Consider the following 14,580-nt stretch of genomic DNA (forward strand, 5'->3'; position numbering starts at 1 on the left):
GCTGTTCAATGCCGCCTTACCGGCGTCGCAGCGCTGGAACGAGGTGCTGGTGGCGCTCTACAGACGCCTCGTCGAAAAAGGTAAAGCCCACAGAACGGCCCTCATTGCATGTGTGCGCAAACTTATCATCTTCGCCAACACAGTCCTCAAACGCCAAACCCCGTGGGTAAAAAATCCCCCGCCGCAAAGGTCTTCAGCTTAATGGTTGCGCTTCTCCCCGCTGGGGAGAAGAGGAGGAGCAAGCTGCTCGCCCTCATTTCCAAAAAGGAAGCTTTAAGAAAGGCAGGACGCTGCCACGATTCTCTTCTCCCCAGCGGGGAGAAGGTGCCGGCAGGCGGATGAGGGGCCGGTGGCACAACGCACCGAGAACCCACTCACTGGCTCGTCGAAACATCCCCCAACGCCGTCCACTCCTTGATCGCCGTATTGAAGGCCTCCGTTCCGGAGTCGCCCTTCTCCATCGTCAGCAGCGCGCGGCGGCCGTTGCGGTAGGTGATCGGGATATCGATCCAGCTGCGGGTCGACATGAGCTCGAGGTTGGCCTTGCGCGCATCGGGATAATCGTTGAGCGCGATCATGTGGAAATCGTCGGTGATCTTCGCCGGCACCGCAATCAGCGCGTCGCCGCGATCCTGCTCCGTGCGCTTCATCGAAATGCGCTGGACGCTTTCGATGCTGCCGCCTTCAAAATTCGGCGGGACGGAGAAGACGATCTCGACGAGATGGCTTGCCGGCAGCGACGGATCGGAATTGCGCTTGAAGGTGACGAGAGCCGAAAGATTGCGCTCGGGAACGGTGACGTTGCCCTGCACCGTCGCCTCCTGGCGGCCGTCCTGGCCGGCCTCGTGCTGCACGCTCCAGACGACCGATCCTTCGATTGCCGTCGGCGAACTCTGGCCGATGCGCTCCTCATAGAGGAACATCTTTTGCGAGGAACCGACGGGTGCCGTCTGCTGCGGCGCTGCCGCCGGGCCGTTCGGCGTCAATGTTTCGGCGGGTGCCGCATCGCCTTGGGCGCTCGCCGGAGGCGTATCGGCTGCGGCGACGTTCTGTTCGGCGACCGACTTTCCTTCCGCCGTCGGCGTTCCCGGCACGCTTGCCGGCCCGCTGTCGACCTCGGTGCCGTCGGTCAGCAGCCGCTGGGTAAATTTGGAATTGGCCGCCGATCCGTCATTGTTCAGCGACGCCACCTGCTGGTTCGGCTGCGCCGGCGCCGCGGGAGTATTCTGAGCTTCAGGAGCGGGTGTCGGCTGAGCCGGCGCCGCTGCGCCCTGCTGCGGGGGCGTCGAGGATTCCGGTGCCACCGTCGCTTCGTTCCGCGTTGCCTGCGACGGCGCGGAGCTGACGAGCCCGTCGACCATCGCGACCAGCGCTTCCCTGTTCATCCAGCCGGCATAGGCCCCGCCGCCGATCAGGATGAGCGCGAAGATGAGCGTGATCACCGTGCCGATGCCGAAGCGGCGGCGTTTCGGTTCCATGCGGAAGCTCTTGCCCTGCAGCTTGGAGGCGACGAGCTGATCGATATCCATTCCCGAATTGGCGTCATCGTCGTCAGCAGCGACCGGGCCGCCGCGATCATAGCCGCGCAGCGCCTTCGCCTCGCGCCATTGCTCGTTCGGCGCGCCGGTGGCCGGCGCGGGCTTTCCGTCGTGCACTTCCGCGAAGATATCGACATCGTCGAAATGCGAGGCAACCGGCGTCTTCTTCTCGGTGCCCGCCTCGATCGGCGGCAGGTCGTCGAAGGCGGCCTTCTCCCAGGAGAAAGCCTCCTTGGCGGCCGGCATGACGGCGGCGGGCGCTATTTTTTCGAGGCTCGATATCACGTCTTCGAAGGCGCGCGCCGAAGCGTCGGCGGTGACCGGCGCCGTTTCCGAATATTGCCGGAGCTCCTCTTCGGCCCATTCGGTCTCCGCATCCTTAGGCGCCGGAGCCGGGGTCTCGGCGGCAGGCTCGGTCCAGACGGGATCGAAATGTCCCGCAGCGTCCGCCTGCAGCGGCTCCTCGCGGCTATGCTCGACAAACTCCTGCGGACGATCGAAATCGGCGACCGGCTCCACCAGCCGGTGGGCCGCATGGTCGAGGCCGCCCGTCACCGGCTGGAAGGACTCGATCGGCTCGTAAGCCGCCTCGGCCCGAGGCTCGTCGCTTTCGACAGCGACCGGTTCGGCTGCGATCTCCTCGGCTTCCTCTGGATGCTGCTCGTCACGATGGTATTCGCCGGCCTCCTCGTAGGAATGCTCGACGAGCGGCTCCCGGCGGTCATCTTCGCCCGGCACGTCCTCGGCCACGGCATGATGCGCCTCGGCCGCATGCCATTCCTCGGCCGGCGCCTCCTCCTCATGCGAGGGATGCCAGTATGTTTCGGCGGCAGCAGGCTCCTCTGCCTCCGGAGCAACCTGCGTCTCGGCGGAAGCGGATGCCTCCTCGTAAAGGGGCTCGCCGGCCGGAGCTTCTTCCTCGGGCTCCTGCGGCGCTACGGCTTCCTCGTGATCCGGCTCCTCAACGGCCTCGGCGGCCTGCGGTTCCGCAGAGGCTTCGTAAACCGGTTCTCCGGCAGCGGCCTCCGGCGCGGGCGCCGCTTCGGCTTCGTCGTGAACCGCTTGTTCTTCCGCTTCTTCCGAAGGTTCCGGCTCGGCGACGGCGGCAATCGGCTCGTCGAGCGGCAGCGCCTCGGCGTGTTCGCCTTCCACTTCGCGGATGGCGGCCTCGAGCTTTTCGAGCTGGCGTTGCAGCATGGCTTCCGGCGGGCGCGGCTTCATGTTCTCGAGCTGCCGCTGCACTGCGCCGCGAGCACGTTCGTAGACCTTCACCCGCATCTCGGGGGTATTTTCAGACAGGCCGTCGACGGCCCGCCGAATAACTGCAATAAAATCCGCCATCAGTACTTTCTCAAGAAGTCCGGCACTCTCCCGAACTATCCCCTACAGTGACCCGTGAGCTTAATCCTCAAACGGATCGGTCACAAGTATCGTGTCATCCCGCTCCGGGCTGGTGGAAAGGAGCGCGACCGGCGCCCCGATCAGCTCTTCGACCTGGCGAACATACTTGATCGCCTGTGCCGGAAGATCCGCCCAGCTGCGGGCGCCCACGGTCGATTCCTTCCATCCCTCCAGCGTGATGTAGATCGGTTCGACCCTAGCTTGCGCTGCCTGGCTTGCGGGAAGATGATCAATCTGTTCGCCGTCGAGCATATAACCGACGCAGATCTTCAATTCTTCGAGGCCGTCGAGCACGTCGAGCTTGGTCAGCGCGATGCCGGTGATGCCGTTGGTGGCGATCGACTGGCGCACCAGCGCCGCGTCGAACCAGCCGCAGCGACGCTTGCGCCCGGTTACGGTTCCGAATTCATGGCCTTTTTCGCCGAGGAACTGACCGATCTCGTCCGTGAGCTCGGTCGGGAACGGGCCTTCACCGACGCGCGTCGTATAGGCCTTGGTGATGCCGAGGATATAGCCGAGCGAACCCGGCCCCATGCCGGAACCTGCGGCGGCCTGGCCGGCCACCGTGTTAGACGAGGTCACGAAAGGATAAGTGCCGTGGTCAATGTCGAGCAGGCTGCCCTGCGCGCCCTCGAACAGGATGCGGGCGCCCTTGCGGCGCTCCTTGTCGAGCAGCAGCCAGACGGTGTCGCGGAAGGGCAGCACCCGATCGGCGATCGAAGTCAGCTCCTCCATGATCGCCTGATGGCTGACTTCGGCAACGCCGAGGCCGCGGCGAAGCGCGTTGTGATGCGTCAGAATGCGATCGACCTTGCCGGAAAGGCTTTCGAGATCGGCAAGGTCCATGACGCGGATGGCGCGGCGGCCGACCTTGTCTTCATAGGCCGGGCCGATGCCGCGGCGCGTCGTGCCGATCTTGGTGCCGCTGTTCGAGGCCGCATCCTCGCGCATCGCGTCGAGCTCGCGGTGCAGCGACAGGATGAGCGTCGCATTGTCGGCGATGCGCAGATTGTCGGGCGTAACCGTAACGCCCTGCGCTTCCAGTCGGCCGATCTCGGCGATCAGCGCGTGCGGATCGACGACGACGCCGTTGCCGATCACCGCCATCTTGCCGGGGCGCACGACGCCGGAGGGCAGCAGCGAGAGTTTGTAGCTCGTGCCGTCGATGACGAGCGTATGGCCGGCATTGTGTCCGCCCTGATAGCGCACGACGATATCCGCACGTTCCGAAAGCCAGTCGACAATCTTGCCCTTGCCTTCATCACCCCATTGCGAACCGACCACGACTACATTCGTCATCTAACTCTTCCTGTTACCGGCGCAGAACCGCGCACCTGCTCAAACCCGCGCATCTATAAAGCTTTGTTTTTGGGAAAGCGACCCTGTTGTCACAGCCGATTGGGCTTTTTACGTGACAAATCAGCAGGCGGCAGGCTATTTCCCCTGAGAAAACGCCGCTTGGCGATCGCAAAAAGACGAGGAAGAAAGCTCTTGCAAGCCACGGCCTATATCTGCCTCGTCATCGCTACCCTCTGCTGGGGCGGCAACTCCGTCGCCGGTAAGCTTGCGGTCGGGCATATCAGCCCGATGATGCTGACCTTCCTGCGCTGGTTCCTCGCCGTCGCGCTGATCGCCTCGATTTCGCTGCCGCAGCTGAAGAAGGACTGGCCCGTGGCGAGGAAAAACCTGCCGCTGCTCCTTTGCTACGGCGCCATCGGCTACACGCTCTTCAACGCCATGCTCTATTCGGCCGTGCAATATACGACGGCGATCAACGTCGCCATCGAGCAGGCCGGCATTCCGATGCTGATCTTCCTGTTGAATTTCTTCTTTTTCCGCACCGGAATCTCGCTGGCGCAATGTCTCGGCTTCGGCATGACGCTGGTGGGCGTGGCGCTGACGGCCGCCCACGGCGACCTCACGACACTGCTGCAATTGCAGCTCAATCGCGGCGACGGGCTGATGCTGGTCGCCATCGCTGCCTATTCGCTCTACACCATCTTCCTGCGCTGGAAGCCGCCGGTCGATTGGCGCACCCTGATGGCTTTCCCGGCCTTCGCCGCCATGCTGACCTCGCTGCCGCTGCTTCTTTGGGAGATCAGCCGCGGCGCCGCGCAGTGGCCGGACCAGGCCGGTTGGAGCATCACTCTCTACACGGCGATCTTTCCCTCGCTGCTGGCGCAGATCCTCTACATCAAGGGCGTCGAGGCTATCGGCGCCAACCGCGCCGGCCTCTTCATCAATCTCGTGCCGGTGTTCGGAACGTTGCTCTCCGTCGTACTGATCGGAGAAAGGCTTCAGTCTTTCCACATGGTCGCGCTGATGCTGACGCTCGGCGGCATCGCGATCGCCGAAAAGGGCAGGCCGAAAGCGTCCGCTCCCACCGTGCCCGCGTCGCCTGTGGATTAACCAAGCTCCAGCGTCGTCACCCCGAAGACGTGTTTCAGCGGGATCACCGGGGCCGGTCCGCGATACATCCGCATGGTCTCGAACACCGGCTGAAGGCCCATGGCTTCGGCAAGCGCCGCCGCCTCGCGGTTCTCGGCGGGAATGTCGATGAAGATCGAAGCCCCCTTGGCCTCGGGGATCAGTTCGGCAAGCAGCGCCGCGGCGCTGTCGGCGTCATTGGCAAAGAGCGGGCCGATCTTATAGCCCTCGTAGCAGCGGCGGATCGTGCCGTAGCCGCGGATCTTGTGGCTCTTGCGCACCACCGCCGTCCGGCGCCCCTTGCGGCCGGTGCACCAGGCAGCGAGGAAAGCGTCGCGCGGCTGCGGAAAGATCGCCGAATCGTAGCGCTGCAGCCCTTCGAGGCGTGAATCCAGCACCGGCTGCGCAACGAGCGTCGAGACCGGCAGGGAGGTGGGAACGCCACCGTAGCGAATGGTGGAATAGGCAGGCTCGAAGCCTGCCTTGCGGTAATTTTCCTGCTGTGCGGCAACGCCGTCGAGGCCGATCGTCCGGCCTTCCGCCGTGGCGATCCCCGTCTCCCAGATCGCCTTGCCGTAACCTTTGCCGCGAAAATCCGGATGGACGATGTAGAGGCCGAGAAAGGCGAAACTATCGCCATATTTGACGACCGAAATCGAGCCGACCGGGACTTCACCGATGGAGCCGACGAAAAATCCAGACGGATCGGCTTCGAGGAACGCGAGCGAATCGTCGAGGCCGGGGTTCCAGCCCTCCTGACGCGCCCATTCGAGCACGAGCTCCAGTTCGCCGGGCCGCATCGAACGAACGGCAAATTCCCCCGAATTCATGCGACTTTCCCAGATTTAATGTCCCGCAAGTCCATCCCGGCAACGGCAAAGCAATTGTCAGGCCCCGGCTCCCCGATTGCACCCGCAAATGATGGAGAAGCCGCGCGCTCATGGTCTTGGCGACGCGTATAGTCATCTTTGATGCAATGCAGAAAGCTTCATTTCCGCATTACCATGAAACAGGGGCGTTGCAAGCTCAAGAAAATGACTTGCGCGCCAATTATCTTCCTGCCGGTGGGAGCAAAACGCCGCACCGAAGAGATATCGCCCGCCCGCTTTTAAAAGCTGGGGAAGCATCTCAACCGCCCATCGCGGCCTTTTGCTTTTCGGCACCGCTCGTCATCGACGAAAAAAGCCGGTCCATCTCGGCCGCCGGGGCAGGATAGCCGAAAGCATAACCCTGCAGGCCTTCGCAACCAAGCTCGGCCAGCACGACGGCATGGGCTTCGGTCTCGATGCCTTCGGCGATCACCTCGACATCGAGCGCCTTGGCGATTTCCACGATCGACCCGACCACACGGCGCTGCTCGGCGGAGCTGACGACCTCCTTGACGAGCTGCCGGTCGATCTTCAGCCGTTTCGGCCGCAGCTTGACGAGGCCGATCAGCGAGGCGTGGCCCGATCCAAAATCGTCGATCTCGATGTCGATGCCCATTTGCTTGATATCGTCGATATGCTCGAGCAGCTTCTCGTCGCTGTCGTCGAGGAAAATGGTCTCGATCAACTCGAAAGCGATGACGCCGCGCGGGATATCGAGTTTCTTCAGCTTGCCAAGAAGCGCCGGATCGGCAAGGCGGGACGCCGAGATATTGACGGCGATGCGCGGAACCGCGACTCCGCGCAGCAGCCAGAACAGCCGGTCTTCGAGAACGCTTTTCAGGATCGCCGCATCGATCTCGGCCGAAAGCCCGTGCTCGTCGGCGACCTTCAGGAATACCCCCGGCGCAAGCACGCCCCTGTCAGGATGCTTCCAGCGGGCCAGCGCCTCGAAGCCGATGACCTCCCGCGTGCGGGCATCGAGCTGCACCTGATAATAGGGAACGATTTCGCCCCGCTCCAGCCCGAGCTTCAGCTCCTCGGCGAGGCGGCGCTTGGAGCGCAGATCCTCCTGCAATTGCCGCGTGAAGAATTCGACGCGGTTGCGCCCGAGCTTCTTGGCCTGGTAGAGCGCGAGGTCGGATTCGGCAAGCAGGTTGCGCGCCCGCCGGTCGCCACTCCAGGAAACGCCGATCGAGGCGCCGGAGTGCAGCATCTGCTCGCCGAAGCGGATCTTCTTCCGCAGCCGCCGCTGGAGGTCTTCGGTGATCGCCTTCAATTCGGCGAGGTCGGTGAAATTGACCAGCACGATGACGAATTCGTCGCCGCCGACACGGGCGACCATGCCGTTGGCGGGAATGGCGGCGGTGATGCGAAGGGCTGCGGCTCTCAGCACCGCGTCGCCCGCCGCATGACCGTGGCTGTCATTGATCTGCTTGAACTGGTCGAGGTCGAGATGCAGCACGCCAAGCGTCGTGATGCTCCGGTCAGTGGGCAGCTCCGCGAGCCGCTTGTCCAGAAGGCGGCGGTTCGGCAGGCCAGTGAGATAATCGTGATCGGCGACATGCTCGATGCGGGCATTGCTCTCCTCGAGCGCCAGCGCCCTCGCCTCGGCCATCATCTTCTGCCGTTCGAGTTCCGCATTGAGCTGCACGTCGGCAGTGACATCCCATTCGGCTCCGATGAAAGAGGGCGCGCCCTCCGCGTCGACGTAGAAATGCGCGCGCGAGCGCAGATGGCGGATTTCGCCGCTCGGCAGCACGATCCGGAATTGCGAGTTGTAAGCACCTCGCGCCGCGATCGCCTGGTCGAAGTCGCGTTCGGCCCGCTCGCGATCATCGGGATGGATCGCATTCGACCAGAACCATGCCGGCACATGCCGGCATGTCTCACCGGTTTCGTAGAGCCGGTGCATCTGCGCATCCCATAAGATCCCGTCCTTGGCGATGCTGTGCTCCCAGACACCGATCTGGGATGCATCGAGGGCGAGTTCGAGCCGGCGCAGAAGATCCTGAAACTCTTGTTCGGATCGTGTGGCTTTGTTTTCTGGCAACGCGGTCTCAGCCTTGGAAGCTTCCATATTTGCAATATGGTCTCAGGCCGGCATTAAAGAAGCCTTGTCCCAATGCCCGAACTAGTGACTAGGTGAACTGTTCGTTACGACTTCCCCTTTTGGATCAAAGGGGTTGCAGTCCGCCCTTAAAACCGTCGTCCTCCAGATCAGTGGTTGTGCCGTGGCGGAGTCTTGGCGATCTGGCGGAACTCAGCCGCCCCTTCGAGCACCGCGCCGTCCGAAAGCTGCGTCACCGAGCGGCGGTAGATCCGCTGCCACGGCGTCGCATCCGCCGGCACCGGCGGAATGCCGTCACCCTTGCGCCGCTCGATCTCGACCTCGTCGACCAGCATGTCGCAGCGCCCCTCATTGAAGTCGATGCGGATGATGTCGCCGGTGCGAAGCCAGGCAAGACCGCCGCCGGCGGCACTTTCCGGCGAGGCGTTGAGGATCGAGGGACTGTCGGCCGTGCCCGACTGGCGGCCGTCGCCGATTGTCGGCAGGCTGCGGATGCCGCGCTTCAGCAGATGATCCGGCGGCTGCATGTTGACGACTTCGGCCGAACCCGGCCAGCCGAGCGGCCCCGCGCCGCGGATGGCGAGAATGGTATTCTCGTCGATGCCGAGTTCAGGATCGTTGATGCGCTTGTGATAATCCTCTGATCCGTCGAAAACCACCGCCCTGCCCTCGAATATACCTTCCCGCCCGGGCTCCTGGAGGTAGCGACGACGGAAATCCTCCGAGACGACGCTCATTTTCATGATGGCGAAATCGAAGAGATTGCCCTTGAGGACGAGGAAACCGGCCCGCTCCTTCAGCGGTTCGCCGAACGGCCGGATGACCTCACGGTCGCTGGCCTGCCGCCCTTCGAGGTTTTCGGCCATCGTCCTGCCGGTCACGGTGCGACAGTTGCCGTCGAGCTTTCCGGCCTGCAACAGCTCCCACATGATCGCCGGCGTGCCGCCGGCGCGGTGATAGCGTTCGCCCAGATAGGCGCCCGCCGGCTGGACATTGGCAAGCAGCGGGATGTCGAAGCCGTGCACCTGCCAGTCGTCGGCACGGAGTTCCACGCCGGCGTGCTTGGCCATGGCGGCGAGATGCGGCTGCGCATTGGTCGAGCCGCCGATCGCCGAATTGGTGCGGATCGCGTTGAGAAAAGCCTCACGCGTCAGGATATCCGACGGTTTCAGATCCTCGAATACGATCTCGACGGCGCGCCGCCCGGTGCGATAGGCCATCTGGCCGCGCTCGCGGTAGGCAGCCGGAATGGCGCCGCAGCCGGTCAATGAAAGACCGAGGGCTTCGGCGAGCGCATTCATCGTCGAAGCCGTGCCCATCGTATTGCAATGGCCGACCGAAGGTGCGGAATCGAGCGCGGCCTGCAGGAACTCTTCCCGGTCGATCTCGCCTGCCGCGTATTTCCGGCGCATCCGCCAGATCACGGTGCCGGAACCGACAAGCTCCCCCTCGTGCCAGCCATCGAGCATCGGTCCGCCGGAGAGCACGATCGCCGGAATATCGACCGTCGAGGCCGCCATGATCGCCGAAGGCGTGGTCTTGTCGCAGCCGGTCGTCAGCACCACACCGTCGAGCGGATAGCCGTAGAGGATTTCGACGAGGCCGAGATAGGCAAGGTTGCGGTCGAGGGCCGCCGTCGGGCGCTTGCAGTTTTCGAAGATCGGATGGGTGGGAAATTCGATCGGAATGCCGCCGGCGTCGCGAATGCCGTCACGCACGCGCTTGGCAAGCTCGATGTGCACCCTGTTGCAGGGGGTGAGGTCGCTGCCGCTCTGGGCGATCCCGATGATCGGCTTGCCGGAGCGCAGTTCCTCCGGCGTGATACCGTAATTCATGAAACGCTCGAGATAGAGCGCCGCCATGTCGATGTGATCGGGATTGTCGAACCAGTCCTGTGAACGCAGGCGGCGTTTCCTCGATTGGCTGTCCGTCACCGTTTTCCTCCTCCCGGCCGCCCATTCTTCTCTTCGAGATGGAGAAGAAGCCCGCTGTGATCCTTCTCGCCATTGCCGTTGGCGACGAATTCGCCGAATTCGGCGTGGACTGCGGCTGTCAAAGGCAGCGTCAACGACAGGGCCTTTGCCGTTTCCATGGCGGCATTCAGATCTTTCAATTGGTTGGTGGACGAACCGCCGGGCGCAAACTGCCGCTCGACCATGCGCTTGCCGTGGAGATCGAGGATGCGGCTCTCGGCAAAACCGCCGCGAATGGCGTCCCGGAAGGCTGCCGGCGAGCCGCCGCCCGCCGCAATCAGCATCATCGCCTCGGCGACGGCGCCGATCGTCACCGCGACGATCTGCTGGTTCGCAAGCTTGGCGAGTTGACCCGATCCGCTCGGGCCGACACGGGTGACGCGCCCCATCGGCGCAAAGACGTCATGAAGCCCTTCGATCACCGCCTCGTCGCCGCCCGCCATGATCGCGAGCGTACCGGCCTCCGCTCCGACGACGCCGCCGGAAACCGGCGCATCGATATGACCGATGCCGCGTTCGGCAAGCCTCGCCGCGTGGTCGCGGGCAAAATGCGGGGCGATCGAGCTCATGTCGATAACGGTGGCGCCGGGGGCCATCGCTTCGGCCGCGCCGCCGTCGAACAGCACCTTCCCCACCGCTTCGGCGTTCGTCAGCATGGTGATGACGACATCGGCGCCCGAAACGGCATCGCCCGGCGTTTGCGCGCGGACCGCGCCATCCGCCGCGAGCGCCTCGGCCTTGCCGGGATCGCGATTCCAGACCGTGACGGCAAAGCCCGCGCCGATCAGCCGGCGAGCCATCGGCGCACCCATAAGGCCGGTGCCGAGAAAGGCGATCCGCCTGCCATCCTGACCTTTACCCGAAGCTGTCATTCAGTCCTCCCAACTGTTGCCCGTCTTTGATAGTCCCCTCGCCCACCGATGCAAATCGTTTTAATCGACGGAACGCATTTTGTCGGATGCTGGAAGCATGCGCAAAACGATACGGGCGAGAACCGAAGTTCCCGCCCGATTTACTCGACAAAGGAAGGTTGAATTCCGTTATTCCGCGGCGAGCCGGATGACCTCGGCCTCTTCCTCCTTGTGTTCGTCCGGCTTGTGCTGGACGAGCGGACGGTTGCCCGTCAGCCGCCGCAGCAGCACGTAGAACACCGGCGTCATGAAGATGCCGAAGAGGGTCACGCCGATCATGCCCGAGAAAACCGCGACACCCATGGCCGCGCGCATTTCCGCGCCCGCACCGGTGGAGACGACGAGCGGCACGACGCCCATGATGAAGGCCATGGAGGTCATCAGGATCGGGCGAAGGCGCAGGCGGCTGGCTTCGACCGCGGCTTCCCGCGGCGTCCGGCCCTCGAACTCCAGTTCGCGGGCGAATTCCACGATGAGGATCGCGTTCTTCGCCGATAGGCCGACAAGGACGACGAGGCCGATCTGGGTGAAGATGTTGTTGTCTCCCCCCGTGAGCCAGACGCCCGTCAGTGCGGCCAGCACGCCCATCGGCACGATCATGATGATCGCCAGCGGAAGCGTCAGGCTTTCATACTGGGCGGCCAGCACCAGGAAGACGAGCAGCAGCGCCAAGGGAAAGACGACCACACTCGAATTACCGGCCAGGATCTGCTGATAGGTCAGATCCGTCCATTCGAAGTCGATGCCTGCGGGCAGCGTTTCGTTCAGGATCTTCTCGATTGCCGCCTGCGCCTGGCCCGACGAGAAGCCCGGTGCCGGACCGCCGTTGATATCGGCGGCGAGGAAGCCGTTATAGCGGTTCGCGCGCTCCGGACCCGTACTCGGCTCCACCTTCAAGAGAGCCGACAGCGGGATCATCTGGCCCGATGCCGAACGGACCTTCAACTGGCCGATGTCTTCCGGCTGGGCGCGGAATTTCGCATCGGCCTGCACGCGGACGCTGTAGGTGCGGCCGAAGGCGTTGAAGTCGTTCACATAGAGCGAACCGAGATAGATCTGCAGCGTCTGGAAGACGTCGGTGACGGACACTCCGAGCTGCTCGGCCTTGGCGCGGTCGAGATCGGCATAGAGCTGCGGCACGTTGATCTGGAAGCTTGAGAACAGCCCGGCAAGCTCAGGCGTCTGGTAGGCCTTGCCAAGCACCGCCTTGGTCGCCTCGTCGAGCGCCTGGTTGCCCAAGCCCGCGCGATCTTCGATCTGCAGCTTGAAACCGCCCGTCGTGCCGAGACCGTTGACCGGCGGCGGCGGGAACATGGCGATGAAGGCATCCTGGATGGCGCCGAATTTCTGGTTCAGCGCCATGGCGATGGCCCCGCCCGAGAGATCCGGCGTCTTGCGCTCCTCGAAATCCTTCAGCGTCACGAAGACGATGCCGGCATTGGACGAGTTGGTGAAGCCGTTGATCGACAGGCCGGGGAAGGCGATCGCATTGGCGACGCCCGGCTGCTTCAAGGCGATGTCGGTCATGCGCTTGATGACATCCTCGGTACGGTCGAGGCTTGCCGCATCCGGCAGCTGAGCGAAGCCGATCAGATACTGCTTGTCCTGGGAGGGTACGAAGCCGCCGGGAACCGTGGTGAACATGCTGTAGGTCGCGCCGACCAGAGCCAGGTAGACCACCATGACGATGCTCTTGCGCGACACCAACCCGCCTACGCCCTTGCCATAGGCATTCGAGCCGGCGCCGAAGACGCGGTTGAAGCCGCGGAAGAACCAGCCGAAGATCGCATCCATGAACCGCGTCAGCCAGTCCTTCGGCGCATGATGGCCCTTCAGGAGAAGGGCGGCGAGCGCCGGCGACAGTGTGAGCGAGTTGAAGGCCGAGATGACGGTCGAAATCGCGATCGTCAGCGCGAACTGGCGATAGAACTGGCCGGACAGGCCGGAGATGAAGGCGAGCGGCACGAAGACCGCGACGAGCACCAGCGCGATCGCGACGATCGGGCCGGACACTTCCTTCATCGCCTTGTAGGTGGCCGCTCGCGGCGACAGGCCGTGCTCGATGTTGCGCTCGACGTTTTCGACCACCACGATCGCGTCGTCGACGACGATACCGATCGCCAGCACCAATCCGAACAGGCTGAGCGCGTTGATCGAGAAGCCGAAGACATACATGACCGCGAAGGTGCCGATGATCGAGACCGGGACCGCGATCAGCGGAATGATCGAAGCACGCCATGTCTGCAGGAACAGGATGACGACGAGGACGACGAGCGCGACGGCTTCGAGCAGCGTATCGATGACCTTCTCGATCGAGGCACGCACGAACTTCGTCGTATCGTAGACGATCTCGTATTTGACGCCCTGCGGCATGGCGAGCTGCAGCTGATCCATCGTGTTGCGCACATTGTCGGCGATCTCGATCGCGTTCGAGCCGGGCGCCTGAAGCACGGCGACGGCAACGGCCGGCTTGCCGTCGAGCAGCGAGCGCAGCGTATAGTCGGCAGCGCCGAGTTCGATGCGGGCGACGTCGCGAAGGCGGGTGATCTCGCCACTGGCGCCCGTCTTGACGATGATGTTGCCGAATTCTTCGGGCGTGCGCAGGCGGCCCTGGGCATTGACGTTCAGCTGCAGGTCGACGCCCGGCTGGCTCGGCGACGCACCGATGATGCCGGCGGCGGCCTGGACGTTCTGCGAGCTGATCGCATTGCTGATGTCGCTTGCGGCGAGATCGTGCTCGGCGGCCTTCTGCGGGTCGATCCAGACGCGCATCGAATAATCGCCGGCGCCGAAGACCTGCACCTGGCCGACACCGGGGATACGGGCAAGCCGATCCTTGATATTCAAGGTCGCATAGTTGCGAAGATAGGTAATGTCGTGACTGTCGCCGTCGGAGACGAGGTTGACGACCATGATGAAGTCGGGCGAACTCTTGACCGTCGTAATACCCAGCGCGCGAACTTCGGCAGGCAGGCGCGGTTCGGCCTGGCTGACGCGGTTCTGCACGAGCTGCTGCGCCTTGTCGGGATCGGTGCCGAGCTTGAAGGTGACGGTCACGTTGAGCACGCCGTCCGACGTCGCCTGGCTGGACATGTAGAGCATGCCCTCGACGCCGTTGATCTGCTCTTCGAGCGGTGTCGCCACCGTTTCGGCGATGACGCTCGGGTTCGCGCCGGGATAGGTGGCGCGCACGACGACCGATGGCGGCACGACCTCGGGATATTCGGAAATCGGCAGCGCGCGCAGGCCGATCAGGCCGGCAACCACGATGAGGACCGAAAGAACGCCGGCAAAAACCGGCCGGTCGACAAAGAATCTGGAGATGTTCATATCAAAGCCCTCTCCGGGGTGAACATGGATGCAAAGTCCCTCTCCGGCGGTTCGGAAACCGCC

Annotated in this window: 8 protein-coding genes and 1 pseudogene; 2 read left to right on the forward strand and 7 right to left on the reverse strand. The window is 63.7% G+C overall.

The features are described from left to right. A pseudogene (locus QD408_RS22530) lies at positions 1–202 on the forward strand (IS110 family transposase); the annotation flags it as partial. A 172-nt stretch (positions 203–374) separates the two neighbouring features. Here the strand turns inward: QD408_RS22530 and QD408_RS22535 are convergent. Then, a complete protein-coding gene (locus tag QD408_RS22535; protein ID WP_414140820.1) occupies positions 375–2,879 on the reverse strand; it encodes a hypothetical protein in 2,505 nt (834 codons plus the stop codon). Between the two features lie 60 nt (positions 2,880–2,939). Next, positions 2,940–4,238, reverse strand: a complete 1,299-nt coding sequence (locus QD408_RS22540) for an adenylosuccinate synthase (protein WP_088684820.1) — start codon at positions 4,236–4,238, stop codon at positions 2,940–2,942. A 192-nt stretch (positions 4,239–4,430) separates the two neighbouring features. Here QD408_RS22540 and QD408_RS22545 point away from each other — a divergent pair, with 192 nt between their 5' ends. After that, positions 4,431–5,348, forward strand: coding sequence for a DMT family transporter (locus QD408_RS22545; RefSeq protein WP_414140821.1), 918 nt, complete (start codon positions 4,431–4,433; stop codon positions 5,346–5,348). On the opposite strand, the gene QD408_RS22550 is transcribed toward QD408_RS22545, so the two are convergent. The 5 genes from QD408_RS22550 to QD408_RS22570 form a co-directional block, all read right to left on the reverse strand. Then, positions 5,345–6,196 carry a GNAT family N-acetyltransferase gene (locus QD408_RS22550; RefSeq protein WP_088684822.1) on the reverse strand — a complete coding sequence of 284 codons (852 nt, stop codon included), beginning with the start codon at positions 6,194–6,196 and terminating at the stop codon, positions 5,345–5,347. The two genes, QD408_RS22545 and QD408_RS22550, sit on opposite strands and share 4 nt — an antisense overlap. 298 nt (positions 6,197–6,494) lie before the next feature. Then, entirely contained in the window at positions 6,495–8,312 is a 1,818-nt protein-coding gene (locus QD408_RS22555; RefSeq protein ID WP_414140822.1) for a putative bifunctional diguanylate cyclase/phosphodiesterase, read from the reverse strand. Positions 8,313–8,452: 140 nt separating this feature from the next. Beyond that, entirely contained in the window at positions 8,453–10,237 is a 1,785-nt protein-coding gene (locus QD408_RS22560) for an IlvD/Edd family dehydratase (RefSeq protein WP_414140823.1), read from the reverse strand. Then, on the reverse strand, positions 10,234–11,148 hold the full coding sequence (locus QD408_RS22565) for an NAD(P)-dependent oxidoreductase (protein WP_414140824.1): 915 nt from the start codon (positions 11,146–11,148) through the stop codon (positions 10,234–10,236). Before QD408_RS22565 ends, QD408_RS22560 begins: the two co-directional genes overlap by 4 nt. 168 nt (positions 11,149–11,316) lie before the next feature. Then, on the reverse strand, positions 11,317–14,517 hold the full coding sequence (locus tag QD408_RS22570) for an efflux RND transporter permease subunit (RefSeq protein ID WP_414140825.1): 3,201 nt from the start codon (positions 14,515–14,517) through the stop codon (positions 11,317–11,319). Positions 14,518–14,580: the final 63 nt, after the last annotated feature.

The sequence above is a fragment of the Rhizobium sp. BR 249 genome (assembly GCF_047445895.1).
Lineage (GTDB): Bacteria > Pseudomonadota > Alphaproteobacteria > Rhizobiales > Rhizobiaceae > Rhizobium.